Below are 26,917 nucleotides of genomic sequence, written 5' to 3'. Positions count from 1 at the left end.
GGTACGTGAAGACACGTACCATGGCATTTGGTAAACGTACCATGGCACAATATCAACTACATTTTATGAACGGCCGTCATTCTCGCGTATACGGGAATCTTAATGCTATAAAAAGGATTCAAAATTCTTAATCAAGAACACCAAAACAAATCTCCTATCCAAAAGCTGTCATTCCCGCGTATGCGGGAATCTCTCCGTAAGAGTTCCTTTGGGATAATGCTGCAACAACCATTCAAAACATCCCTATCGGTTGGTGTCTCACCGACCGAAACCCTCGTAAATACCAAAATGAGACAACCTGCACTTATCCAATCCTAATGCAAGTTTTAATCAGCCACAAAATTTATTTCCCTTTTTATTTGTATTTAATCTAAATAATAGCAATTTTTGCAGTGGAATGGAAAAAGCATGTATCGATATTAACGAACTGATTAACGTATTCTCAAATACTCAAGGATCTATTTATCAATCAGATAAATTAAACTGCTTTTATATTGATTTTGGGGGTAAGTTTGCTCGTTACAATTGCTTATCTCTTCAAAAGCTAAAAAAGGTTGTCGAAAACATCGATGTGGAAGCCTTACTCCTAAATACGACCAAAGCAGATTTCGAACTGGTTACTTTTAATGGTTGCGAACACATTTACTTATTAAGTGCTTTAGAAATTGTTGCCCTTAAAGAATTATTGCAGGGTACTTTTACCATGTTTAAACTTAACTACATGGTTAACGATTGTTTAAACAGACTGGTTTACTAAAGGCGGTATCTTTTCAAAACCCATCGTCCGTTTCACATTTCGCATCATATATCCATCCTTATTTAAAATCATTATAAATACCTCCTTTACAGCAATTTAGACTAATTTCATATAGTAAATAATTCGCACAAACTGCCTAATTAGATGTTACATTTGTATCATTAGTTAAGCAAAGGAAATTATGAAAGACTTAATGCGTATTAAATGTTTAATATCTCAGGATATCGAAACACTTTTAAATCAGCAAATAAAAAAAGAAGCACACTCTTCATCACTATATTTATCAATGTCATCTTGGTGCGACCAAAATGGCTATGACTTTTCAGCGGATTATTTCGCAAAGCAATCTGAAGAAGAAAGAGTACACCAGTTAAAATTGTTCAAATATGTTTTGGATATGGGTGGAAATGCAATATCTCCAGAAGTTTCAGGAATCAAAACGGATTTCGCAGGCTTTAGAGAAGTTTTTGAAGATGCTTTAGAAGCTGAAATTGCCATTACGCAAAGTTTCAAAAACATCGCTTCAAAATGCCATAAAGAACAAGATTTTGTTACAATGGAATTCTTGAACTGGTTCTTGAAAGAACAAAGAGAAGAAGAATATAAAGCCCGTAGAGCACTAGAATTATTCGAAGTTATTGGCGAAGAAGGTACAGGAAGATGGGAAATTGACAAGCACGTTAATAAAATCACTTATTCAGAACAATAAATAACAAAACATATATTGAAAAAGCTATCTTGATTTAAATTAAGATGGCTTTTTTTATTTATAGACAAATCTGTAAATGTTATAAACAACAAAGCTTCCTTGGTTTTACCCTTGGAAGCTTTATTTAGTTTAGGTTGTTTGGTTTATGTTGATTATGAATATCCTGTTTTTGAACGTCTTTATAAAAAAAGCGCCGTTACCAGCGCTTTTTTTAAACCAAATATATAATAATAATTAACGAGCATCACAAAAGTACAAACTTTATCCATAATATCAAGTATTTTTGTAAAAAAATTAAAATAATTAATAATAATTAACCTAAAGCACTAAAATACAGACACAAAAACACCATTAATGAAGTAAAAAAAGATTTAAGACTAATTTTATTTACAATAAATATCATTTTATACATTCAAAATCATAATTTAAACAAATATTTAAGTCAAATGATAGAAAATTTTATAAAAAATTACTTAAATCATCCCAATACATACGATGAAATGTTCCTAAATAGTGACAATTACAGAAATCACTATTCAAATTTCATTAACAACTTCTCAAAAGAATCTCTCGACAACCTGAACAAAAAGGAAGAATTGGCTAAAAAACTCTTTATGAGCCAAGGCATAACTTTTACTGTTTACGATAGTGGCGAAGGAATTGAGAAAATATTCCCTTTTGATATTATCCCACGCATCATTACTTCAAGTGAATGGTCGTTTATCGAAAAAGGGATTAAACAGCGCCTTAAGGCTTTAAACCTTTTCCTAAAAGATGTTTACAGCAATCAATTTATCTTGAAGGATAAAATTGTACCCATCAATGTAATCTATTCTTGTCCGCATTTTTTACGGGAGATGCACAACGTTAATGTACTTCACGATATTTACATCCACATTGCAGGCATTGATTTAATTCGCGATCATGATGGAACATTTTACGTGCTAGAAGATAATCTTCGCACACCATCAGGCGTAAGTTATATGCTGGAAAATAGAGAAATAACCAAAAGACTCTTTCCTGATCTTATTCCCCAATGTGGCGTTAGAAGCGTAACAGAGTACCCAGCTATTCTGTATAAAAACTTAATGGCGCTTTCACCTCGGGCAGTCTCAAATCCTACAATTGTTTTGCTAAGTCCTGGAATGTACAATTCTGCGTATTACGAACACACCACTCTAGCCAGATTAATGGGTTTGGAACTAGTAGAAGGACGAGATTTGGTAGTCAAAAACCAGAAGGTATTTATGAAAACAACTACGGGCTTACAGCAGGTTGATGTAATTTACCGTCGCGTAGATGATGATTATATTGATCCACTAGTGTTTAACCCAAATAGTGTTTTGGGCGTTGCAGGTTTAATGGGTGCTTATCGCAAAGGAAATGTAGCCATAGTAAATGCCGTTGGTAATGGGGTTGCCGATGATAAAGCGGTTTATACTTACGTGCCTGATATGATTAAATATTACTTAAATGAGGAACCCATCCTTAAAAATGTGCCAACCTATCAATTAAGCAATCGCGATGAATTGGAGCATGTTTTTGCCAATATTGAAAAAATGGTGGTTAAAAAAACCAACGGAAGTGGCGGTTATGGCATGTTAATGGGACACGAAGCTTCGGAAACTGAAATTGAAGATTATAAATTAGAAATATTAAAAGATCCCGCAACTTTATAGCCCAACCCACCATTAGCCTCTCCTCTGCCCCTTGTTTTATTAATGGAAAACTTGCACCTCGTAGAATAGATTTACGGCCGTTTGCTTTAAATGGTCCAGATGGAATATCGATCGTTCCCGGCGGATTAACTCGAGTGGCCTTAAAAGAAGGCTCACTTGTGGTAAACAGTTCTCAAGGCGGAGGCAGTAAAGATACATGGGTTTTAACTTCTTAGAATACAAATATGTTAAGTAGAGTAGCATCAAGCTTATATTGGTTAAGTAGATATGTAGAGCGTAGCGATGGTATGTTGCGCATGTTAAAAATAAATTACGCATCATCACAAGATACCATTCAGGAGTTTACATGGAAACCCGTAATCAGGATTTTTTCTTCTGATGATGAAAACGAATTGTTAAATATTCAGCACGATAGTAGAGCGGTAATCGAATACCTTTTATTAAACCGCGAAAATCCAAATTCGATTTTAAATATCATTACCCTTGCCCGAGAGAATGCCCGAAGTGTTCAGGAACATATTCCGAAAGATTTATGGCAGTGTTTAAATGAGTATTATCACACGGTGAAGGATGAAAAACTGCTTTGGTACGTTCAAAAAGATGACCCAATTACTGCTTTGGATATTCTAATTAAGCAAGTTATGCTTTACCACGGTACGGCCGATAGTGCAATGGAGCGTGGAGAAAGCCGTAGCTTTATGAAAATTGGTAAGCATCTGGAAAGAAGCATTCAATCGATAGATATTTTGGATATTAAATTTAGTTCCATTAGCACCAATCCAGATTTACTTACGGATATCGCCTACTGGAAACACTTGCTTTTATCGTTGGGAGGGTATGAATTGTATTTAAAAACGTATCGCCAAGGTTTCGACGCCAAAAACATTATCGAATTGGTAATGCTAAACAACGACTTCCCTCGATCGGCACTTTATTCAATGAATAATATAGAACGATATTTCGGGCGATTGAAAAGTGAGAATAATATTGAGCATTACAACAATTCATCTTTTAAAATAGGTCGTTTGCGAAGTATGATTACCTACAGTTCCGTAAATACAATGGGTGAAGAAGAGTTGCATAATTATTTAACGCAAATTAGGGCCGAACTTTTTGGCATCGGAAGCTCGTTAAACGAATATTATTTTGCAAATTCATAGTAAATTAATCATCCCGATTAGTCCAATTACAAATAGAATTAACAAAAGCATTTATGCCAATTTTTAAAATTAAGCACATTACCAATTATAAATACGAATTGCCTGTTCGGGATAGTGCAAATCAGATAATTTTATTCCCGATTAAGGATGACTTTCAAAAAGTGGTAAAACATGACTTGAACATCTCTGGAAGTCCGGAAATAGAAATTTTTATCGATTATTATGGAAATGAGGTTGGAACTTTCACCCAAAACGAGCCTCATACCCAATTAAAAATATTTTCAAAAGTAAGTGTAGAAACTTTTCCTAAGCCGTTGCCACAAGATGATATGTTTAGCAGTGAACAATGGAACGGATTGGATGCAATTAAATTTGAAGTGCCTTATATAGATTACCTGCGTCAAGAAAGTTTTGATGGGATTGTTCAATTAAAGGAAACCGCCTTAAGCATTCGAGGTGAGGAAGATACACCTTACCAAACAGCAATAAAATATTGTGCCCATGTATTTCAGAATTACGAATATATAAAAGGAATTACCGCTGTAGATACCACAATCGAGGAAATAATGAAACTAAAGGCTGGTGTTTGTCAGGATTTTGCCCATGTTTTAACGGCTATGCTGCGCTTAACAGGCATTCCCGCTCGTTATGTAAGTGGTTATATTTGTCCTAATCGGGATGGAATGCGTGGAGAAGGTGCTACACATGCTTGGGCAGAAGCTTACTTACCAGAATATGGCTGGCTGGGTTTAGATCCTACAAATAATTGCATCGCTAATGAAAATCATGTGCGTTTAGCTGTTGGTAGAAACTTTACCGATTGCTCGCCAGTAAAAGGCGTTTATAAAGGTGGTTTTGAGCACATTATGGAAGTAAATGTTTCCGTAGGTTATAATGATGAGGATTTTAACGATAATGAAAATTATTTCCAGCTGAAAGAAATAAACTATTCAAAACCTTCGGCAACGGTAAGCACAGCCAGAAAACAAAATAGCTATCAGCAATATATGGAGGCGATTCAACAGCAACAACAATAACGAGCAGGATTTGAAGGATTTAAGAATAAAGCATAATCGTTCGTATCAACCAAAACGTTTAAACAATTAACCAATTTAATGATTAAGGCGCCGAGTTTGTCATCCTGACTCAGTGAAGAATCTCCAAGCGATAAAACATAATAGTCAATTAATTAATCAACCAAAATTGGTGGGTCAGGTTTGAGCAGTGCTAATCGGTTCCAGATTCTTCGTGCCTCAGAATGACAGCATTAATATATATTTTTATGAGGAAATTAATCGTTTAAACAATTGACTAATGAACAATTTGCCATTGAACCAATGACTAATGAACTATTGACCAATGAACTAATGACTAATGAACCAATGACCATTGAACTATTGACTAATAAACCAAATATAATGAAATATAAACAGCACTTTTTACCTCTAGCTTTACTTATAGGAGTTTTATCAAGTTGTGCTCAAAACGAAAAACCTGCTTCCGCTGGCCCAATTAAGCCAGAAACGATTAAAGCTCACATTGCAGTTTTAGCAAATGATAGCCTGCAAGGCAGAAGACCCTTTACTACAGGCGAGACTAAAACTGTGAACTATCTGTCTGCACAATTTAAAAAAATGGGTGTCGAACCGGGCAATGGAAATAGCTACGTTCAAAAAGTACCAATGGTCGAAATTACTTCTACCCCATCGGCAACTATGGAAATTACTGGTGGAAAACAAAACATAAGCTTAAAAGCAGTCGAGGATTTTGTTGCCTTTACAAGAAGAGAGCAAGATACCATTCAGCTTAAAAACTCGCCCTTGGTATTTGCGGGTTATGGAGTTGTAGCCCCAGAATACAAATGGAACGATTACAAAGATCTTGATGTTAAAGGGAAAACGGTAATTGTTTTAGTGAACGATCCAGGATTTAAATCAAACGAAAAAGGATTTTTTAGAGGAGATACAATGACTTATTATGGTCGTTGGACATATAAATATGAAGAAGCAGCAAGACAAGGCGCTGCAGGGGTTATTATTGTTCATCAAACTGAGCCGGCGAGTTACGATTGGTCGGTTATAAAAAACAGTAATACCGGAGCAAAGTTATATCTGCAGGAAAAGGATAAGCATAAGTCTAGATGCAAAATTGAAGGCTGGATGACCGAGCAAGCTGCAACAAAGTTATTAGCCAGTGCAGGAATTACAGGAGATATTCGTGCCTATGCCCGCAAGAAAGATTTTAAAGCTGTTTCATTGAACCTGAACGTTAGCTTAAGCCTAAGCAATAAACTGAAGTACGCAACCTCTCAAAATGTAATCGCTAAGATAACAGGAAGCAAGAGACCAAATGAATATATCATCTATTCAGCACATTGGGATCATTTTGGCATCGGCCCGAAAATAAATGGAGATTCTATTTATAATGGCGCTGTGGATAATGCAAGTGGTGTTGCAGCGATGTTAGGAGTTGCGAAAGCATTTAAAGATGCCAAAGAAAAACCAGAACGATCGATCATATTCTTGGCCGTTACAGGCGAAGAGCAAGGATTGTTGGGTTCAGAATATTATGGCTCCAACCCCATTTATCCTTTGAATAAAACAGTGGCTAATTTAAATATGGATGCTTTGGGTTTCTATGGAAAAACAAAAGACGTATCCATTAAAGGAAAAGGCCAGAATGAGGTGGAAGATTATGTAGTTAAGGAATTGGAAAAAAACCAAATGATTGCTGTTGGCGATCAAAGACCAGGTGCTGGAAGTTATTATCGTTCTGATCACTTCAATTTTGCAAAAGTTGGCGTACCAGCCATCGATATCGTAAACGGATTTGAAAGTATTGATAAAGGTGCTGATTATGGCAAAGCACAGAAAAAAGAATACAACGAAAAACATTATCATCAGCCTTCTGATGAATATAGCGATAAAATGAATGTTGATGGCTTTGAACAAATTGCCAACATTTTATTTAAGGTAGGTTTTAAACTGAGCAACGAAACAACTTTTCCCGAATGGAAAAAAGGTTCGGAATTTAAGGCGGTGAGAGATAAATCGATGGGGAAATAATCGTAGATCTGGCTTTGTTAAGGAATACCGTTATTATGCCTACTAGGGATATAAATATCCTTAGCAATTAACCAGTTTCAATGATAATCAATTCCAACAATTAAACAATTTTAGCAATTCCAACACTTAACCGCTTTACCAAATAAACAACTAATTAGCTTCAACATTCTAACAATTTTTCCTAAATTTGCGCCTTTTACAAATAAGAATATGATTAAGAGACAGCAAATTAAAGATTTATTAAAATCGACAGCATTTGACACAGAAGTAACGGTTATGGGATGGGTTAGAACCTTCCGAAATAATCAGTTTATTGCATTAAATGATGGATCTTGCATGGGCAATATCCAAGTTGTATTAGATTTTAATAACTTACCTGAAGAGCTGTTAAAAAGAATAACAACTGGTGCTGCAATTTCTGCGACCGGTAAATTGGTAGAGTCTTTAGGAAAAGGTCAATCAGTTGAGATTAAAGCAACCAGCGTAGAAATATTGGGAGATAGTGATCCTGAAAAGTTTCCTTTACAACCTAAAAAACACAGTTTAGAGTTTTTGCGTGAAATTGCACACTTACGTTTCCGCACCAATACCTTTAATGCAGTTTTTAAAGTTCGTCATGCTTTGGCTTTTGCCATTCATCAGTTTTATAACGAGCGTGGTTTTGTTTATATGCACACGCCGGTAATTACGGCTAGTGATGCTGAAGGTGCAGGCGAGATGTTTAAGGTTACTACTTTAGATTTCGACAACACCCCAAGAACTGCTGATGGAAAAGTAGATTTCTCTGAAGATTTCTTCGCCAGAGCAACTAATTTAACAGTTTCTGGTCAATTAGAAGGAGAATTGGCGGCAATGGCTTTCGGACAGATTTATACATTTGGTCCTACTTTTAGAGCAGAAAATTCAAATACAACTCGTCACCTTGCAGAATTTTGGATGATTGAACCTGAGGTTGCTTTCGCAGATTTAGAAGATAACATGCAACTTGCTGAGGACATGATGAAGTATGTAATTAAATACGCTTTAGATAACTGCAAAGATGAATTAGAGTTTTTAAATACCCGTTTAGCTGAAGAGGACAAACAAAAACCTCAAAACGAGCGCAGTGAATTTACTTTGTTGGAGAAATTGGATTTCTGTTTAACGAATGATTTTGAAAGATTAACCTATACGGAAGCAATCAGAATTTTGAAATCTTCTAAACCTAACCAGAAGAAACAATTTAAATATTTAATTGATGAGTGGGGAGCTGATTTACAAAGCGAGCACGAGCGCTATTTGGTTGAAAAACATTTCAAGAAACCAGTAATCTTAACGGATTATCCTGCAGATATTAAATCTTTCTATATGCGCCAAAACGAACCAGATGCAGAAGGTAGACAAACCGTTGCAGCGATGGATATTTTATTCCCTGGAATTGGCGAAATGATTGGTGGCTCCCAACGTGAAGAACGTTTAGATCGTTTAACCAAACGTATGGAAGAGATGAACATTCCACAAGATGAACTTTGGTGGTATCTGGATACCCGTCGTTTTGGTTCTGCTCCACATGCAGGCTTCGGCCTAGGTTTCGAACGTTTGGTATTGTTCGTTACCGGAATGACGAACATCCGTGATGTAATTGCTTTCCCAAGATTCCCTAAGAACGCTGAATTTTAGTCTAAGGTAAAAGCTTAAAGACTAAAGCAAAAACCTATTTGCATAAAAAATCCGTTTGAGTTAATCAAACGGATTTTTTTGTTTCTAACAACGAATCGTCTTTTCGACTGGAATGAAACGAAATGGAGAAATCTTGAAACATAAATTATTCTTTCTCTTTAAACAAACCTCGCAGGTTTTAAAAACCTGCGAGGTTTAATGCTATAGACTAATGACTTTCATCATGCATGGTATCGCTATATGGATTTGCATGCGCATAATCAATTGCCGAAACTTTATAATCTGTTGGTGCAAAGCTTTTCGAACTGCTTAACGCCATGCCCAATTCGAAGCGGGTTGGATAAGGTGTTTGCAACAAACTTCCTGCCGGGATGTATGGGAAACTCTCCAAATAGGTTTGCATTACACTTGGGCTCACCCTTCTATTAATATATGCTCTGCTTAATTGTGTCGTTTCTCTCAAGCCTGCGGCGCCTAAAAGTTCTACGGCACTGGCAACAGTCAAGTTGTGGAAGTTTTTTACACGAACCGTTTTATCTTCAACAACCAAACCTTTCATTAAACTCTGATCTTGCGTAGCAACGCCTGTTGGGCAGGTATTGCTGTTACATTCTAGCGCTTGAATGCAACCTAAAGCGAACATCATCCCACGAGCTGCATTACACATATCCGCCCCAAGCGAAATATTTTTAACCAAATCAAAACCTGTAGCCACTTTACCGGAAGCGATAATTTTAATGTGTTTTTTAAGATCGAAGCCATTTAAAACATCATAAACGAAAGCCACTCCTTCACGCAATGGCATCCCTACAGAATTTGAAAATTCTTGTGGCGCAGCCCCTGTACCGCCTTCACCCCCATCTACCGTGATAAAATCTGGATAAATTCCCGTTTCAATCATCGCTTTACAAATGGCATAAAATTCGCTTTTACGCCCAATACAAAGTTTAAAGCCTACAGGTTTGCCATCAGATAAATCTCTAAGTTGTTTTACAAATTCCAACAAACCAATTGGTGAGTTGAAAGCAGAATGTGCCGGTGGAGACAAAACATCTTTACCTTCGGGCACCAAACGAATGCGGGCAACTTCTGAGGTTACTTTCTTTGCAGGCAACATCCCTCCATGCCCTGGTTTTGCTCCTTGAGAAAGTTTAATTTCAATCATTTTTACTTGATCTGTTTTTGCTCTTTCTGCATAAGCTTCGTAATTAAATGTTCCATCAGCATTACGACAACCAAAATATCCTGTACCAATTTGCCAAATTAAATCGCCTCCAGGCTGACGGTGGTAATCGCTTATTCCGCCCTCGCCAGTATTGTGTGCAAAGTTGCCCATTTTAGCGCCACCGTTTAAAGCCAAAATTGCATTCTGACTTAATGATCCAAAACTCATTGCCGAGATATTGTAAATACTTGCTGAATAGGGTTTTTTACAATCTGGTCCGCCAACTAAAACCCGTGGATCTAAATTTAATTCGTGATGGGAAATAGCCGCAATACTATGGCTTAACCATTCGTATCCGTTTTCGTAAACATTTAGCTGCGTTCCAAATGGAATGGTATCGTTATCTTTTTTGGCCCGTTGATAGATCAATGAACGGTTTAAACGATTATATGGCGTTCCGTTGGTATCACTTTCTACAAAATATTGATAAACTTTTGGGCGGAGTTCTTCCATGAAATACCTCAATCGACCGAAAACAGGGTAATTCCTTACAATACTATGTTTCGGCTGATATAAATCGTAAATGCCAAGAATTACAAATGGACCAGTAAACAAGAATGTCCACCATAAAAAAGGGTGATATAACCCTAGCATGATGGTAAGGGCTATTAAAAATGCGGCCATCGCGACGAAAGCTTTTCTCATAATTATAGATTAGCGTATATTTTGTTAATGCAAAGATTAGGATTATTAAACAACTGACACTATAATTTTGTTATTTTTACATATGCTTATTAAGATTTATCCTGAGAACCCGAACGAGAAAGCCATTGAGCAAGTTGTAGAAGTACTTAAAAAAGGTGGCTTAATTATCTATCCAACAGATACAATTTATGGTTTGGGCTGTGACATTACCAACCCAAAAGCAATAGAGAAAATTTGCCGAATTCGCGGAATAAAACCCGAGAAAGCCAATTTTTCTTTCATCTGCCACGATTTAAAGCACATTTCTGATTATATAAAACCTATTGATAATACGACTTTTAGAGTCTTAAAAAAGGCACTCCCTGGCCCTTTTACTTTTATTTTCAATGCAAACAATAACGTTCCCAAACTTTTAAGTTCGAATAAAAAGACAGTCGGTATTCGTGTTCCTGATAATAATATTGCAAGATGCATTGTTAAAGAATTAGGAAATCCAATTTTATCTACCTCGATAAAAGATGATGATGAGCTGATCGAATATTCTACTGATCCGGAATTGATTCACGAAAAATACGAAAATTTGGTAGACTTAGTGATTGATGGTGGTTATGGAGATAATGATGCATCGACCGTAATTGATTGTACCAATGGAGATTTTGAAATTATCCGTGAGGGAAAAGGAAATATTGAAGATTTTTTATAGATATCAATGAATACTAGAGCTTTCTAAGCAACTCCCAATTAATTTTATCAACATTGAGTTAAAATAAGTTAGAAATATATAAATTTATAGCGCTAACATTTATTACGTAATCATTTCCGCCAAGCAAGCTCCCTATTTAATATCTTTTTAATATTTAATTAATATTAGACACCTATTTTCGTATCCTAATCATCCCATATGGCAAAACAATTACTCCAATAAGGCTGTGATCCAGCAAAAATCGTTTGCCGTGCAAATTGATTCTCAAAATATTCCTGTTTAAAGATCATTTATCCCTAAATCGGAATAAAATGGCTATGAATATTCAAATCGTCCAACAATCATCCTTATTATCTTTTATGTTAAAATTCTACTTTTTCCGATTAATATCTTAATCGAAATCTTTTTAAACGCTTTATCGCATTTTCCGCCGATCACAATTAACAAATAAGATTATAAATCCATTTATATCCCTGTAAATTTATATGAAAAAACTTTTACTACTATCTCTATTATTTACCCTCTATTTCTCAGGAAAAACTTTAGCACAAATTGCTACTTGGGATTTTACTGGGCAAACAACGCTTCCTACGTCTACAGCCACATCTTCAGATCCTGGCTTGGCAAGCGTTCCAGTTTTAACACGTGGCGCTGGCGCTGTAGCAAGTGCCGGAAATAACTCATTTAGAACGGTTGGTTTTCAAAATAACGGAATTTCCATAGCAAATACAGATTATTTTCAGGTTACGCTAACCGCATCTGCAGGAAATAAAATATCCCTTTCTTCTTTAGATGCACTTTTTGCAGGAACGGCGACCTATTACGCTACTACTGGCGTAAGTTCTCAGTATGCATATAGTTTAGATGGGACCACTTTTACATTGATAGGTGCTCCAACAGCAATAACGAGCACAACAGTGGCACCAAATGCATCTCCAACAGTTAGCTTATCTGGTATTTCTGCATTACAAAATGTTGCAGCCGGAACAACAATTACAATTCGTTATTATGCTAGTGGACAAACAGCTACCGGTGGATGGGGATTTAACTCTCCAGCAACAGGGAGAATAGGTTTTAGTATTGGAGGTTCTGTAGCCACATCAGGTACAGTAGATATCACGCCACCAACAAATGCAACTGGTTACCCTAAAACGGCTTCAATAACAAGTACAACTGTTAACTTAATCAGTAATATTAATGAAGCAGGAAACACTTACTACATTATAATTCCAGCAACTGGAACTGCACCAACCACTTCAGCACAAATTAAAGCAGGAAGAGATGGGAATAATGCAGCAGCATTTAAATTTGGAACGATTGCTAATTTGGCGAATACTGATGCAACCGCAACCATTTCGGGATTAACACTTTCTACGGCATATAAAATATACGCTGTATCAGAAGATCTTGCAACAACACCCAATTTACAAACTGTCTTTACCACATTAAATTTTTCTACACTTGGCTCAGCTGATATAACGCCTCCTGTAACCGCAGCCACTTATCCCAAAGCAAGTAATGCTACGCTAAACTCCATAAATTTTACCAATAATATTAACGAAGCGGGAACAACTTATTATGTATTATTGCCATCTGGCTCGACAGCGCCAACACCAGCTCAAGTTAAAGCAGGTTTCGATGCGACTGGAGTTGCTGCACCAAAGGCAGGCTCTTTAACCAATGTTGCAAATGCAGATGCAACTGCAACCATCAGTGGGTTAACATCTGGTACAACTTATACTTTATATATCATAGCGCAAGACAATACGGGAAATTTACAAACTGCTGTTGCAAACTTAGATGTAACAACGGCTAACCCGCCTTTGGTAAGTGCGCCGATAATTATCAGTCAATATTACGAAGGTACTTCGGTTAATAAATGGATTGAATTAACCAACTTAAGTAATGCGCCTATAAATACAGCTTCACCCCAATTAAAGTTGGCTTTATATAATATCTCTGGCGATGCCGGAAACATCAACATTACTGGAGCACCATCTCAAATTGTGAACCTAAACTTCACCATCCCGGCTAGGGGAAGTGTTTTATTAGGAAACACAGGCAATAGCAACTCAGAAGTTCCTTATTTAACTACGGCAAGTGCGGTACTGAACAGCAATACCGTGATTAACTTTAATGGAAATGATGGCGTGGCGCTTCTTGATGCCAATAACAATATTATTGATGCATTTGGCCAAGGCGTAAACGCAAAAGACGTTTCTTATGTAAGGAGTTTAAATGTAACGGCGCCAAGTCCAACTTATATTGATGACGATTGGACCAGAACTATACTTGCAACAGTACAGAATGCCATTGATGATGATGATGTAAATAGATTAGGTGTTCATTTTCCACCCAATTTACCAGTTTGTGCTGCACCATCAAGTCCGGCAACTGCATTGGTTTTTAGTAGTGTTACCACAAATAGTATCTCGGCTAGTTTCACTAAATCTGCTGATGCCAATGAATATTTAATCATTAGAAGTTTGAATACAACCTTAACTGCACTACCAATTGATGGTACGGTTTATAGTGTTGGCTCTGCTTTTGGTGGCGGGATTGTAGCCAATAGAATTGTAACCAATACTTTTACGGATAATGCACTTGCCGATGCAACCAGCTACAGCTATTTCATTATTCCATTAAATAATATTTCTTGTACTGGTGGACCGAAATATTTAACCACCAATATTTTAACGGCTCGTCAGGCTACAAAAGCATTGTTACCATGCGCAATATCAACTGCACAACCCACAAGTTTTACGGTAACATCATCAAACTACAATTTTATTCAGGGTTCTTTTACGCCTTCAAGTAGCGCTGATGAATATTTGGTGGTAATGAGTACAACTAATACTTTATCTTCTGCTCCGGTAAATCAGACAACTTACTCTGTTGGCGATCAATTGGGTGGTGGAATTGTGGTTAAAAGAGGAACAGGAAATACGTTTATTAGAAACGGACTGAGCCAGAATACCAATTACTACTTCTTTATTTATTCGATCAATAGTGCTTGCAGTGGTGGCCCATTATATTTAACCACTCAACCGCTTTTAGGAAATCTAAAAACAGGCATTCTAGATGTAAATAAATTAAATTTCTATTATGGAAATCTACACAGTCACAGTAGTTATTCTGATGGAAACAAAGATGATTTGACTAAGAAACCAGAGGATGATTATGCCTTTGCGAAAAATTCGATGAATCTAGATTTCTTGGGTATATCAGAACACAACCATACGCAAGCCGGAATGTCTTTAGCCAGCTGGCAACCGGGTATCGATGCAGCTAAAAAAGCAACGACTTCAACTTTTGTTGCTATGCATGGAATGGAATGGGGCGTAATTAGTGGTGGCGGACACGTAATTGTTTATGGTATAGATTCTTTAATTGGATGGGAATCTGGAGAAAACCAGATTTATGTTCCTAAAAGTGTTTACACAGGTACTACAGGTCTATTTAGAATTATCAACAGACATGGTTTAAATGCCGTAGCAACTTTAGCACACCCAAATACAACAGATTATAACAATATTTCTGCAACCTATGATTTAAGTGCAGATAGCGCAATTGTTGGAACTGCATTAGAAAGTGGGCCCGCATTTTCAACAAATGTGACCTACTCAGATCCGGCAAGCTCTATGAGTTATTTAAGTTATTACAATCGCATGTTGGCTAGAGGTTATCACCTTGGTGCGAGTATTGATCACGATAACCACAATTTAACTTTCGGAAGGCATACCCGAGCAAGATTAGTGGTTCTCGCTCCTGCCCTAACGGAAAATGATTTGCTCGATGCCATTAAAAAGATGCGCTTCTATGCCTCGCAGGATTCAGCAGCTAAAATCGTTTTCACTATAAATAAGCAACCTGTTGGAAGTATTTTTAAAACAGCTGGTGCGCCAATAATAGAGGTAAATTCTATTACCACAAGCCCGGTAACCAGTATTAAGATTTTATACGGAACGCCCGGAAGTGGCACAAATCCAGTAGAATTAACCGCTGGAGCTTCAACAAGTTTAACTTATACAGATAACGCATTGACTAATTTAGCAACAGGTTATTATTATGCAGATATTGTAGAAGCCGATGGAAGCAGGATCATAACTTCTCCAATTTGGTACACCCGTGATGATGCAGTGGTAAAAAAAGCGCAGAACATTACTTTCGCTTCAACGAGAACGGCAACTTATGGAGACGCTGATTTGCCTGCAGGCGCAACAAGCGATAATACCAACATCAATATTACCTATACCAGTAGCGATACCAATGTCGCAACGATTAGCAATACAGATATTCACATTGTAAAAGTAGGTACAGTAACCATCACCGCTAATCAGCCAGGCGATACATTCTATAATCCAGCGGTAGCCAAACAACAGGTTTTAACCATTAACCCTAAAACCATTAATATTACTGCAGATGCGAAAACTAAAATAGAAGGAACGGTTGATCCTCCCCTTACCTATACTTCTACACCTGCCTTAATAGGTACCGATACTTTTAGCGGTGCATTGGTTCGAGTAGCAGGAGAAACTGGTGGCGATTATGCAATTAATCAAGGTACTTTGGCCATCAATGCCAATTATGCAATTAATTACAGATCAGCTAATTTTCACATCACACCTAAACCTGTTGCAAGTATTGCTGGCAACACCGCCATATGTATTAATAGCACATCGCCAACAATTACATTTACGGGTACCAAGGGAACTGCTCCATATACATTTACCTACAATATCAACGGTGGGACAAGCAGAACCGTTTCAACTACGGGAACAAACACAACGGCTACCGTTTCAGCATCAACAAATGTGGTCGGTAATTATGTTTATAATCTGGTAAGCGTAGCTGATGTGAATACGAGTCAAGCTCAAACAGGAACCGCAACGGTCATTATTAATCCACTTCCAGTTGTTTCAATCAATAGTAATAAAGGAATTTCTATTTCTAAAGGTGATGCCATTATTTTAACGGCAACGGGAGGCAATCAATACAGCTGGACAGGTAGTGAAATCATCAGCGGACAAACCACTGCTGCAGTAACCATCAGACCAAAGCAAACCGGAAGCTATAAAGTTACGGTGACCAATGCGAGTGGATGTAGCATCGATCAAACCATTAATATCTCGGTAATTGATGATTACAAATTGGATGCAAGCTCAGTAGTTACCCCTAACGGTGATGGAATAAACGACAAATTTATCATCAAAAACATTGATTATTATCCTAACAATACGCTTAAGATTTTTGATAAAGCTGGTCGCGTTTTATATACCAAACATACTTATGCCAACGATTGGGACGGAACAATTAACGGAAGTCCACTTTCTGAAGGAACGTATTATTACATTCTTGATTTGGGAAGCAACTTAGGCAACTTTAAAGGTTTTATTAACATCATTAGAGACTAATTACAAACATGAAAGCAATTATAAAAAACATAAAGCAGATTAGTCGCTTAACCTTCTTATTTGCAACAAGCACATTTATTTTCAACAAAGCCAATGCTCAGATTCTGCCTTTAAATGCGCAATATTTTCAAAATAAGTATTTGGTAAATCCATCTATGGCCGGCGTAAATGAAGGTTTTAACATAAATGGAAGCTTTAGAAAACAGTGGTCCAACATTCCGGGCGCACCAATTACGCAAAGCGTAACTTTAGATCAGCAAGTAAATAAAGTGGGCTGGGGCGTAAATATTTATAATGAAAAATCTGGCGGTTTGCAACGCACCAAAGCCGTTGGAACGTTTGCTTATCACTTACCGTTAAACGGTGAAGATCAGAAACTGAATTTTGGAGTTTCTTTTGGTGCTAGTCAAGATAAATTAGATTTAAGTAGTGTTAGGAATATCGACTTTAACGACCCTTCAATTGCTCGTTTTAACGATAGAGGGTATTATTTAGATGGAGATTTTGGAGTTTCTTATACTTCCAATGGATTAAATGTTGAAGGTGCAGTGCCAAATATGCGATCGGTATTTAGAAATGATGATTTAAGCTTTGCTGATAAACCTACATTTTATTCGGCCATCAGTTATAAATTTACCTTGGGAACGGGTTTAAATGGAATTACTTTAGAACCCAAAGGTGTTTTCAGAGGAATAAAAAATTACGATAATTTATGGGATGCTGGTGTTAATGCCAATTTTGCGAACGATAAATTATATGTGATGGCTATGTACCACAATACTGAAAATGCAACGGTTGGCTTCGGAATGAATTATAAATCGACAGTTTACTTTATGGCTTATTACAACACCGCAACTTCGGCAATCAGTGGATATACAGATGGCGATTTTGAAATCAATGTGAGAGTGAATATTGGTAAGAAACCATAAGTAAATCAATTAATAATTCTGAATTTGATTCAGAATCTTATCGCCACAGATTCGCAGATTTAAAAATCTGAGAATTTGTGGCTTTTTTGAACCCCTATCCGCCTATCGGCACCTTTCCCCTGAAAGGGAAAGGACGCGTAATAAACAGTTATCGCACCCTGCTATCCGGCATAGGAAATGATGGAAGGAGAAGCAGTTGAAACCTGTACCCGAACTTTAATAATCCGAATGACCAAAACAGCACCTTTATTCATAGAGTAGCTCCCTCTCCTTTGGGGAGGGTTGGGGTGGGGCTTTCAAGCCTTGATCTATTCATTAGTGTTCGCTGTTTTTAATTGTATTCATGAGCTCGCAGAAATGCTCGGTTTTTGTTTCTTTTCTATCAAGAGAAAAGAAAGGGCCCCTCGGCGGCGGTGAGCCGAGGAAAGCCAGAGCAGAGAAACCCCTATCCGCCTATCGGCACCTTTCCCCTGAAATGGAAAGGAAGCGTAATAAAGAGTTAACGCCATTAGTCATTCGCCTTATAATCATCATGCAACAGGGCATAGGAAAAGATGGGAGCAAATGAAATAATTTATTAAATAGGATATTGCTACAGCTCTCTCAGCCAAAACAGGCCACAACAAACCAAATAATAATCCTTATTTTTACACCAATGGCAAAAATCATCAACCTAGAAGTCTTCAAGCGTTTCTTCAAATCAGGGCAAGTCGGTGGGTTTATTCTCTTAACCTGTGTTGTCATTTCTCTAATCATCGCAAATACAGCCTCTAAAGATAGCTTCGCCAATTTTCTTGAAATCAAACTCGGTTTCGGCCCCATTAATTACAGCATTTTGGCATGGATAAACGACGGACTTATGGCCATTTTCTTTTTATTGGTCGGTTTAGAAATCAAAAGGGAATTAATCGAAGGTGAATTGTCATCAGTTAAAAGTGCAGCACTACCTGTAATTGCTGCGCTTGGAGGAATGCTTGTTCCAGCAGTAATCTATTTTCTATTTAACAAAGGAGCAACTTCAGCTTCTGGATGGGGAATCCCAATGGCAACAGATATAGCATTTGCCTTAGCCATCATTGCCTTGCTCGGAAAAAGCGTGCCGACAAGCTTAAAAATATTTCTAGCAGCTTTGGCTATTGTGGATGATTTAGGCGCAATATTGGTTATCGCAATTTTTTACACCAACCAAATTCATTTTGAATACTTGGCGATGGCTGGAGGAATACTGATTTTACTTGGCTTAATGAATTATTTCGGAGTGAAAAACTTGGTTTTCTATTTGATTCCAGGAATATTCCTGTGGTATTTCATCCATCATTCTGGTATTCACGCCACAATTGCAGGTGTGCTTTTAGCTTTTACAATTCCGACTAATGAAACGGATGTTTTATCGCCATTAGAAAAACTAGAGCACTTTTTAACTGTTCCAGTTAATTATTTAATTATGCCGATTTTCGCATTAGCCAATACCAATATTACCTTTCAGAAAGAAATGATTTCAGGTTTAATATCACCTTTGGGGTTGGGAATAATTGTTGGATTATTTGTAGGCAAAACCATTGGTGTAACTTTTTTTAGCTGGGTTGCCGTTAAATTAAAATGGGCAGATTTGCCGACGGGTGCAGGCTGGAAGCATGTTTTAGGATTGGGTATGTTAGCCGGAATTGGTTTTACAATGTCGATATTTATTGCGCTACTTTCCTTTAGTGATGCGCTTCATATTTCTGAAGCGAAGTTTGCTATTTTAACGGCATCAATTTTATCTGGATTGGTTGGTTTCATCTTTTTGAAATCCCTTAAATCTAAAGATTAAGCGATATACGTCACAGTTTTTATAGAATTTTTATTTAAATGATAAAGGCAACTAGATATATACTAATCTAAATCTCCAAAAACATCATCCAATTCCAGTTCAAATCCTGGTAAAACAGTAGAAGTAATTTTCTCGCTAAGTGTAAATATTTTGGAAGGCTGAAACTTGCCTGAATCGTTAAGCGTATAAATGAGGATACTTTGATCACTTTGGCTTACAACCCAATATTCTTTAACCCCAAACTCTTCATAAACCTGATATTTGTTTAGCAATTCCATTTTGGTATTGCCTGGAGAAAGAATCTCAACAACTAGATCTGGAGCACCAATACAGCCACGATCATCTAATTTGCTTTTATCGCAGATTACGCAAATATCTGGTTGGAGAACTGTAAAAACATCTTGATCTGCTTTGCTTTTTTTCGGAAAACGAACATCGAATGGAGCTGAGTAAACTTTACAAATCTTTCTATCCAAAAAATTAACAAGTGGCTTAAATATATTTCTAGAAATTTCTTGATGAACTCTTGAGGGTGCCGGACTCATCTTAAAGATTTTACCTTTAATAAGTTCCACCCTATCCTCGAATAGCCAATTCAGGTAATTTGCATAGCTGTAAGTTAAAGACGCATCGATATCCTCAAATTGCATAACTGGCCCGTCATGTAAATTGGTTGAATATGGAACTGGCTCTGACATAAACCAAATATACTAAATTTTATAGCATTAAGTAAGTCTTTATGATGGATTTTATTGAAACTTGATTCCAAAAAAAGAACTCAAAAAAGATTTAAAAGGATATTTTAAGATTGATTTATACTTCGAAATAACGAAAATCTGATTAATCTAAATCTCCAAAAACATCATCTAATTCCAGTTCAAATCCTGGTAAAACAGTAGAAGAAATTTTCTCGCTAAGTGTAAATATTTTGGAAGGTTGAAATTTGCCTAAATCATTAAGCGTATAAATAAGAATACTTTGGTCGCTTTGGCTTACTACCCAATATTCTTTAACCTCAAACTCTTCATAAACCTGATATTTGTTTAGCAATTCCATTTTGGTATTGCCCGGAGAAAGGATTTCAACAATTAGATCTGGAGCACCAATACAGCCGCGATCGTCTAGTTTGGCTTTATCGCAGATTACGCAAATATCTGGTTGGAGAACTGTAAAAATATCTTGATCTGCTTTACTTTTTTTAGGAAAACGAACATCAAATGGAGCATTGTAAACCTCGCAGGATTTGCCTTTTAAAAAATTAACGAGTGGATTGGTAATTTTGATAGAAATTTTCTGATGCACTCTTGAGGGCGCAGGACTCATCTTAAAGATTTTGCCTTTTATAAGTTCAACCCTATCTTCGAAAAGCCAATTCAAATAATTTGCATAGCTGTAAGTTAAAGACACATCGATATCCTCAAATTGCATAACGGGCCCGTCATGTAAATTGGTTGGATATGGAATTGGCTCTGACATAACCCAAATATACTAACTTTTATAGTAATACAAAGCCGTAGCTTCTCAGCAAATTCCTGTGTTAAGTTTTAATTTTATAGAAATTTTTTCCATTAAGACTCCGAATAAAACCAGAGTACGACCGATTTAGAAGAACTAAAACTTCATCTTTTGAATTCTAACTGCATTTAAAATAGCTAAAAGCGCTACGCCAACATCCGCAAAAACAGCTTCCCACATGGTTGCAATACCACCAGCACCCAATATTAAAACCAACGCCTTAACAGCAAAAGCCAAAACAATATTCTGAATCACTACATTCTTTGTAGCCTTACCAATTTTAATTGCAGTCGCTATTTTTGAAGGTTGATCGGTTTGAATAACTACATCGGCTGTTTCAATTGCGGCATCGCTCCCCATGGCGCCCATTGCAATTCCAATATCGCTAATAGCCAAAACCGGAGTATCGTTTATGCCATCACCAACAAAAGCAACCACTTTAGTTTTATCTTTTTTAATCTCCTCAAGCTTTGCTACTTTATCTTCTGGCAATAAATCACCATAATAAGAGTCGATTCCTAAAACTCCTGCAACTTTTTTAACAATCGAAGTTTTATCGCCGCTCAGCATTACCACCTGCTTTACGCCACTTGCATGGAGTTGTTTAATTGCCTCAGCAGAATCTTCTTTAATTTCATCAGCAATTAAAACGTAACCAGCATACTTACCGTCAAGCGCTACAACAACAATGCTTTCCTCAATATCTTTTATTTTAGCATCGAACTCAATTTTGAATTTCTCCAAAAGCTTAACATTTCCGGCAAGAACTTCTTTACCATTAACCGTCCCCTTTAATCCCATTCCCGAAATTTCTTCGATATTTTCTGCAGGATGGATTTCCTTATCCCCTGCATATTCTACAATAGCTTTAGCAATTGGATGGGTAGATTTTGCTTCAATTGCCGTTAAAAAGTTTATAAATTCTTTCTCATCAAGATTGCTTTCCACTTGCTGAACTTTGAAAACGCCTTTAGTAAGCGTTCCCGTTTTATCCATTACCACGGTATTCAGTTTGGTAATCAAATCTAAAAAGTTAGATCCTTTGAATAAGATTCCATTTGCAGATGCAGCACCAATACCGCCGAAATAACCTAAAGGAATGGAAATAACCAAAGCGCAAGGACAGGAAATAACCAAAAAAACCAGCGAACGGTAAAGCCAGGTCTGAAAATTATAGTCGCTTCCTAAAATTAGGATCGGAATGGTTACTAAGCCCAAGGCCAAAAAGAAAACAATTGGGGTATAAATCTTCGCAAACTTGCGGATAAATAATTCTGTTTTTGCTTTACGTGTGGTTGCATTTTGAACCATTTCCAGAATGCGTGATAGAGCACTATCTGCAAAAGCTTTGGTTACTTTTATTTCGATTACCTTATCTAAATTCAGCATTCCTGCCAAAACGGTTTCGCCTTTATTAATGGTTTTAGGCTTACTTTCTCCAGTTAATGCCGCCGTGTTGAAACTACTTTTATCAGAAATTAATTCGCCATCTAAAGGGATTTTTTCTCCTGCTTTAATTTGAATGGCTTCCCCAATCTCAACAGTTTCGGGTTTTACAGTTTCGTATTTCCCATTGCGAAAAACATTGGCTATATCTGCTCTAACATCAAGCAAAGCTTTAATATTTCGTTTCGCTCTATTCACCGCTACCATTTGGAAAAGCTCACCAATGGTATAAAAAAGCATTACAGTAACCCCTTCTGGATATTGTTGAATGCAAAAAGCGCCGATTGTGGCTATTGACATTAAAGAAAACTCTGTAAAAAAATCTTTTGCTTTAAACGTTTCCCAAACCTCTTGCAAAACAGGAATACCAACTGGCAAATAAGCAATTATATACCAATATGGACGAACTAAGGCAAATGCTTCAATTTTAAAAATGTTATCGAAAGCGATGCCAATAAGTAACATTACAAAAGTAACCAGAGCAGGCAAATAAGTTTTAAACGCAGATGGATCACCACCATGATCGTGATCATGCTCCTCCCCTTCTTCATGGCTATGCGAATGGTTATGCTCTTGTTTTTCCGCAGAATGTTTTTTACTACTGCAACAGCTATCTTCTTTATCGTGGGTATGACTCATTTAATTATTATTATTTATTGAAAAGCAACAACAGTTTCTCTTCGGTTTCTTTGTTCCCGCCATTGTTACAAATCCTCAGCCAAAAAAAAATTGGCTTCCGGGTTTTCCACTTTGTCGGGTTTAGGTGGCACAAATAGTAGTAATATCAAAAGTTAATAAACCCGATTGCAGCGAAAACCAAAAGCCCTTTCTGCTTTTGTTGTAGCAAAAAGGCCCAAAGGAGTGCCGTTAGTACGAGACTTCAAATCTTATGAAATACTGAACGTTAATTTTCAAATGATGTAAACCTAAACATACATATTTTCAAAATTAATGCTTTATTCTGAATCATTCTTAATAATCAAAATTTTTACAGCAACACAATAAATAATGTTAAAAAATGTTAATAGTGTATAAGATTTAAAAATCATGAAGTCTATTAAAACCCTATTCTCGCCTGCTGAATTTATTAGAAGGCTTGGCTTAGCAAAAATTTACTACTGGTTCTATAAGTAATATTTCTAATATATTGTTTCAGTATTAATTAGTATTTCATAAATTTCGCTATTAAAACTAACTTATTAAGCGAATGAAATACCAAAATTTGAAAAGCTATTTTGCTGCACTCGGTCTTGTTGCCGTAGGCTTTTCAGCAAATGCACAAGTGCCAAAAAAATTCATCGATCCATCAAACATGGATCAATCTGTAAAACCTGGCGATGATTTCTACCAATATGCCAGTGGAAATTGGATAAAAAACAATCCTGTTCCTGCAAAAGAAACCCGTTGGGGAAGTTTTAACGAGTTGCGAGACTTTAATATTAATGCTGTAAAAACATTAGTAGAAGATGCGGCTGCTGATAAATCTGCACCTGCTGGTTCTGTAAAACGTAGAGTTGGCGATTTTTTCGCAGCTGGTATGGATACAGTAACCATCGAAAAATTGGGCTACACGCCTATTAAACCAGATTTAGAAAAAGTTAAACAAATTAAAGATATTCAGGGCGTTTTAGATCATGTTGCCTACATGCGGGTTAACGGCATTGGTGGGGCTATGTTTGGCATTGGTATTGGCCAAGATCGCAAGAATGTAAATAAATACATGGTTAATATTGGCCAAGGTGGTACAACTTTGCCCGATCGTGATTATTATTTAAAAGACGATACACGTAGTGTTAAAATCCGCGAGGCTTATAATACTTACATGACTACCTTGTTTTCTTTAACAGGAAGTACACCAGAAGTGGCTAAACAAAAAGCTGAAACAGTTTTTAAAATTGAAAAAGCGCTTGCTGAAGCTCAAATGAGCCGTTTGGAAATGCGTGATCCTTATTCTACATACAATAAACTTACCGTTGCCGAATTAAACGCAAAAACTCCAGATATTAATTGGGCAACTTATTTACCTAAATTCAAAATTAAAGGTCAGGATACTTTGCTAGTTTCATCACCTAAATTTATGACGAGTTTAGATGGGATGCTGAAATCGGTTTCTGTAGCGGATTGGAAAACGTACTTAGAATGGAACATTTTAAAAGGTTCTGCCGGAAGTTTAAGTTCTCCTTTTGTTAAGGCAAGTTTCGCTTTTCAACAAGCACAAACCGGACAAAAAATTCAAACTCCACGTTGGCAACGGATGTCATCTTTAACTGATGGCACTATTGGCGAATTATTGGGCCAATTATATGTTGCTAAATATTTTAAACCTGAGGCCAAAGCCCGTATGGATGCAATGATTGTAAACCTGCGTAAAGCCTTTGAAATTAGAATTAATGGTTTGGAATGGATGAGCGCCGAGACTAAGAAAAAGGCACTAGAAAAACTTGCTGCTTTTAAATCTAAAGTGGGTTATACCACTAAATGGGAAACTTACACAGGTTTAGAAATCAATAGAAACACCTATTTTCAAAACTTACGCAATGCTAGTGTTTGGGGATACAATGAAAATGTAACTAGATTAGGGAAACCTGTAGATCGCAATCGTTTCGGCATGACGCCACCAACAGTTAATGCATCTTACAGTCCTACAATGAACGATATTACTTTCCCAGCAGGAATTTTACAGTTTCCTTTCTTCGATCCAAATGCAGATGACGCTGTAAATTATGGTGGAATTGGTGCTGTAATTGGACATGAAATGAGCCACGGTTTTGATGATAGCGGCAGCCAATACGATGCTGCCGGTAACTTAAAAAACTGGTGGACTGCAGAAGACAAAGCAAAATTTGATGCTAAAACAAAAGCTTTGGGCGAACAATTTGATTCATACACCGTTTTGGATACCGTTCATGTTATTGGTAAATTAACCATGGGCGAAAACATTGGCGATTTAGGCGGTTTAAATGCTGCTTATACTGCTTTTAAAATGACCAAAGAAGGCCAAAGCAACGATAAAATTGATGGTTTTACGCCAGATCAACGTTTCTTTTTATCATGGGCACAAGTTTGGAGAGGTAATATTTTACCAGAAAGTGCTGCTCAATTAATTAAAACCGATCCACATTCTCCTGGTCCGTACCGCACAATTGGTGCACCGGTTAATATGGATGCTTGGTATAATGCCTTTGATGTTAAGCCTGGCGACAAATTGTATAAAAAGCCAGAAGACAGAATAAGAATGTGGTAACTCCTATTACCATCAGTAAATTCATCCCGAGAGGAATATCAAACCTATATTGCAAACGCCCCGATTATTTGGGGCGTTTTTTTATGCCAAAATATTCAGGTTCTTATTTATCATTATATCTTTGAAAAATATAAACATTACTTAATGAAAAGTACGATCAAAAAAATATTCATTTTCAGTTTAACTTTTTTATCCTATGCATCATTTGCACAAAATAAAATGGAAAGCATTGATGAGTTGATTAATAAAACCGATCCGGCATGGCCGATTGTAAAAAAGTGGGTAGATTCTGCCAAAAACAAAGTTGAAGTTTTAGAATTAGATTCTGCAAAAGCCAAAGACGCCCTCTATAATGCACAAGTGAGCACCTATTCTACTTTAGGCGCAGTGATTTACAACACTGGCGGAATAATGGTTGATAATGGTTGGATCAGGATCTTAGGATCAGGGAGTGCCAGATTGAACAGAAATGTAGCAGAATGGAACAAAGGGAAAACCATTACCGAATATGGCGATAAGCCAGGTTATCTTTTAGTTGCAGATGATGCTGTTGGAGGTTTTTTCGCCATTAATTACGGTGCTTTAGGGAAAGATTTAAAGAATGTTTACTACTTGGCACCCAATAGTTTAAATTGGGAATCGTTAGGCGCAGGTTATGGCGAGTTTATTTTATTCTGCTTTGATAGTGACCTTTCTACTTTTTACAAAGGTTTAAGATGGGGGAGCTGGAACCAGTTTATAGCAAACTTAGATGGAAATAAATCTTACAGTTTCCGCCCTTATTTATGGGCTAAAGAAGGAACAGACATTGAAAAATGCACTAGAAAACTGGTAACAGTAGAAGAACTTTTCAAATTTAACATTATGAAGCAAAAAGAATTGCAAGCAAATTCATCAACTGAAAAGAAAGAAGAGAAAAATTAAGTCAATTAAAATTCATAAATCCTATTTGCA

16 protein-coding genes and 1 pseudogene are annotated in these 26,917 nt (G+C 36.8%); 13 read left to right on the top strand and 4 right to left on the bottom strand.

Annotation, left to right across the window (positions count from 1 at the left end; genetic code table 11):
* The first annotated feature begins 397 nt into the window (after positions 1 to 397).
* From H7U22_RS16090 to asnS, 7 genes and pseudogenes are all read left to right on the top strand, one after another.
* Positions 398 to 757, top strand: a complete 360-nt coding sequence (locus H7U22_RS16090; protein WP_187072364.1) for a hypothetical protein — start codon at positions 398 to 400, stop codon at positions 755 to 757.
* Between the two features lie 181 nt (positions 758 to 938).
* The gene (locus tag H7U22_RS16085) at positions 939 to 1,466 is read left to right on the top strand and encodes a ferritin (RefSeq protein WP_187072363.1); all 528 of its coding nucleotides are present in this window, start codon (positions 939 to 941) and stop codon (positions 1,464 to 1,466) included.
* A gap of 446 nt (positions 1,467 to 1,912) precedes the next feature.
* Positions 1,913 to 3,360: pseudogene (locus tag H7U22_RS16080) on the top strand (circularly permuted type 2 ATP-grasp protein).
* A 9-nt stretch (positions 3,361 to 3,369) separates the two neighbouring features.
* Positions 3,370 to 4,305 carry an alpha-E domain-containing protein gene (locus H7U22_RS16075; protein ID WP_187072362.1) on the top strand — a complete coding sequence of 312 codons (936 nt, stop codon included), beginning with the start codon at positions 3,370 to 3,372 and terminating at the stop codon, positions 4,303 to 4,305.
* Positions 4,306 to 4,358: 53 nt separating this feature from the next.
* On the top strand, positions 4,359 to 5,342 hold the full coding sequence (locus H7U22_RS16070) for a transglutaminase family protein (RefSeq protein WP_187072361.1): 984 nt from the start codon (positions 4,359 to 4,361) through the stop codon (positions 5,340 to 5,342).
* A 381-nt stretch (positions 5,343 to 5,723) separates the two neighbouring features.
* Entirely contained in the window at positions 5,724 to 7,370 is a 1,647-nt protein-coding gene (locus H7U22_RS16065; protein WP_187072360.1) for a M28 family metallopeptidase, read from the top strand.
* A gap of 210 nt (positions 7,371 to 7,580) precedes the next feature.
* The gene (asnS, locus tag H7U22_RS16060) at positions 7,581 to 9,029 is read left to right on the top strand and encodes an asparagine--tRNA ligase (protein WP_187072359.1); all 1,449 of its coding nucleotides are present in this window, start codon (positions 7,581 to 7,583) and stop codon (positions 9,027 to 9,029) included.
* A 208-nt stretch (positions 9,030 to 9,237) separates the two neighbouring features.
* Here the strand turns inward: asnS and H7U22_RS16055 are convergent, their stop codons facing one another.
* The gene (locus H7U22_RS16055) at positions 9,238 to 10,899 is read right to left on the bottom strand and encodes an FMN-binding glutamate synthase family protein (protein WP_187072358.1); all 1,662 of its coding nucleotides are present in this window, start codon (positions 10,897 to 10,899) and stop codon (positions 9,238 to 9,240) included.
* Between the two features lie 82 nt (positions 10,900 to 10,981).
* Here H7U22_RS16055 and H7U22_RS16050 point away from each other — a divergent pair, with 82 nt between their 5' ends.
* From H7U22_RS16050 to nhaA, 4 genes are all read left to right on the top strand, one after another.
* Positions 10,982 to 11,602 (top strand): L-threonylcarbamoyladenylate synthase, encoded by a 621-nt coding sequence (locus tag H7U22_RS16050; RefSeq protein ID WP_187072357.1) that lies wholly within the window; start codon positions 10,982 to 10,984, stop codon positions 11,600 to 11,602.
* A gap of 485 nt (positions 11,603 to 12,087) precedes the next feature.
* A complete protein-coding gene (locus H7U22_RS16045; RefSeq protein ID WP_187072356.1) occupies positions 12,088 to 17,016 on the top strand; it encodes a T9SS type B sorting domain-containing protein in 4,929 nt (1,642 codons plus the stop codon).
* Positions 17,017 to 17,024: 8 nt separating this feature from the next.
* Positions 17,025 to 17,945 (top strand): PorP/SprF family type IX secretion system membrane protein, encoded by a 921-nt coding sequence (locus H7U22_RS16040; protein ID WP_187072355.1) that lies wholly within the window; start codon positions 17,025 to 17,027, stop codon positions 17,943 to 17,945.
* A 655-nt stretch (positions 17,946 to 18,600) separates the two neighbouring features.
* Positions 18,601 to 19,758: a Na+/H+ antiporter NhaA gene (gene nhaA, locus H7U22_RS16035; RefSeq protein ID WP_187072354.1), complete on the top strand. Its 1,158-nt coding sequence runs from the start codon at positions 18,601 to 18,603 to the stop codon at positions 19,756 to 19,758.
* Positions 19,759 to 19,820: 62 nt separating this feature from the next.
* Here nhaA and H7U22_RS16030 read toward each other — a convergent pair whose 3' ends face one another.
* From H7U22_RS16030 to H7U22_RS16020, 3 genes are all read right to left on the bottom strand, one after another.
* On the bottom strand, positions 19,821 to 20,456 hold the full coding sequence (locus H7U22_RS16030; protein ID WP_187072353.1) for a Uma2 family endonuclease: 636 nt from the start codon (positions 20,454 to 20,456) through the stop codon (positions 19,821 to 19,823).
* A gap of 142 nt (positions 20,457 to 20,598) precedes the next feature.
* Positions 20,599 to 21,234, bottom strand: coding sequence for a Uma2 family endonuclease (locus H7U22_RS16025; RefSeq protein WP_222621883.1), 636 nt, complete (start codon positions 21,232 to 21,234; stop codon positions 20,599 to 20,601).
* A 135-nt stretch (positions 21,235 to 21,369) separates the two neighbouring features.
* Complete coding sequence (locus H7U22_RS16020) at positions 21,370 to 23,358, bottom strand: heavy metal translocating P-type ATPase (protein ID WP_187072352.1); 1,989 nt, start codon at positions 23,356 to 23,358, stop codon at positions 21,370 to 21,372.
* Between the two features lie 568 nt (positions 23,359 to 23,926).
* Here H7U22_RS16020 and H7U22_RS16015 point away from each other — a divergent pair.
* Both H7U22_RS16015 and H7U22_RS16010 read left to right on the top strand, forming a co-directional pair.
* Positions 23,927 to 25,963, top strand: a complete 2,037-nt coding sequence (locus H7U22_RS16015; protein ID WP_187072351.1) for a M13 family metallopeptidase — start codon at positions 23,927 to 23,929, stop codon at positions 25,961 to 25,963.
* 144 nt (positions 25,964 to 26,107) lie between these two features.
* On the top strand, positions 26,108 to 26,887 hold the full coding sequence (locus tag H7U22_RS16010) for a DUF2625 domain-containing protein (protein WP_187072350.1): 780 nt from the start codon (positions 26,108 to 26,110) through the stop codon (positions 26,885 to 26,887).
* Positions 26,888 to 26,917 lie beyond the last annotated feature (30 nt).

The organism is Pedobacter fastidiosus (assembly GCF_014306625.1).
Taxonomy (GTDB): Bacteria; Bacteroidota; Bacteroidia; order Sphingobacteriales; family Sphingobacteriaceae; genus Pedobacter; species Pedobacter fastidiosus.
Note: the sequence above shows the minus strand (reverse complement) of the source record. Positions and strands in the feature narration are given on the sequence as shown.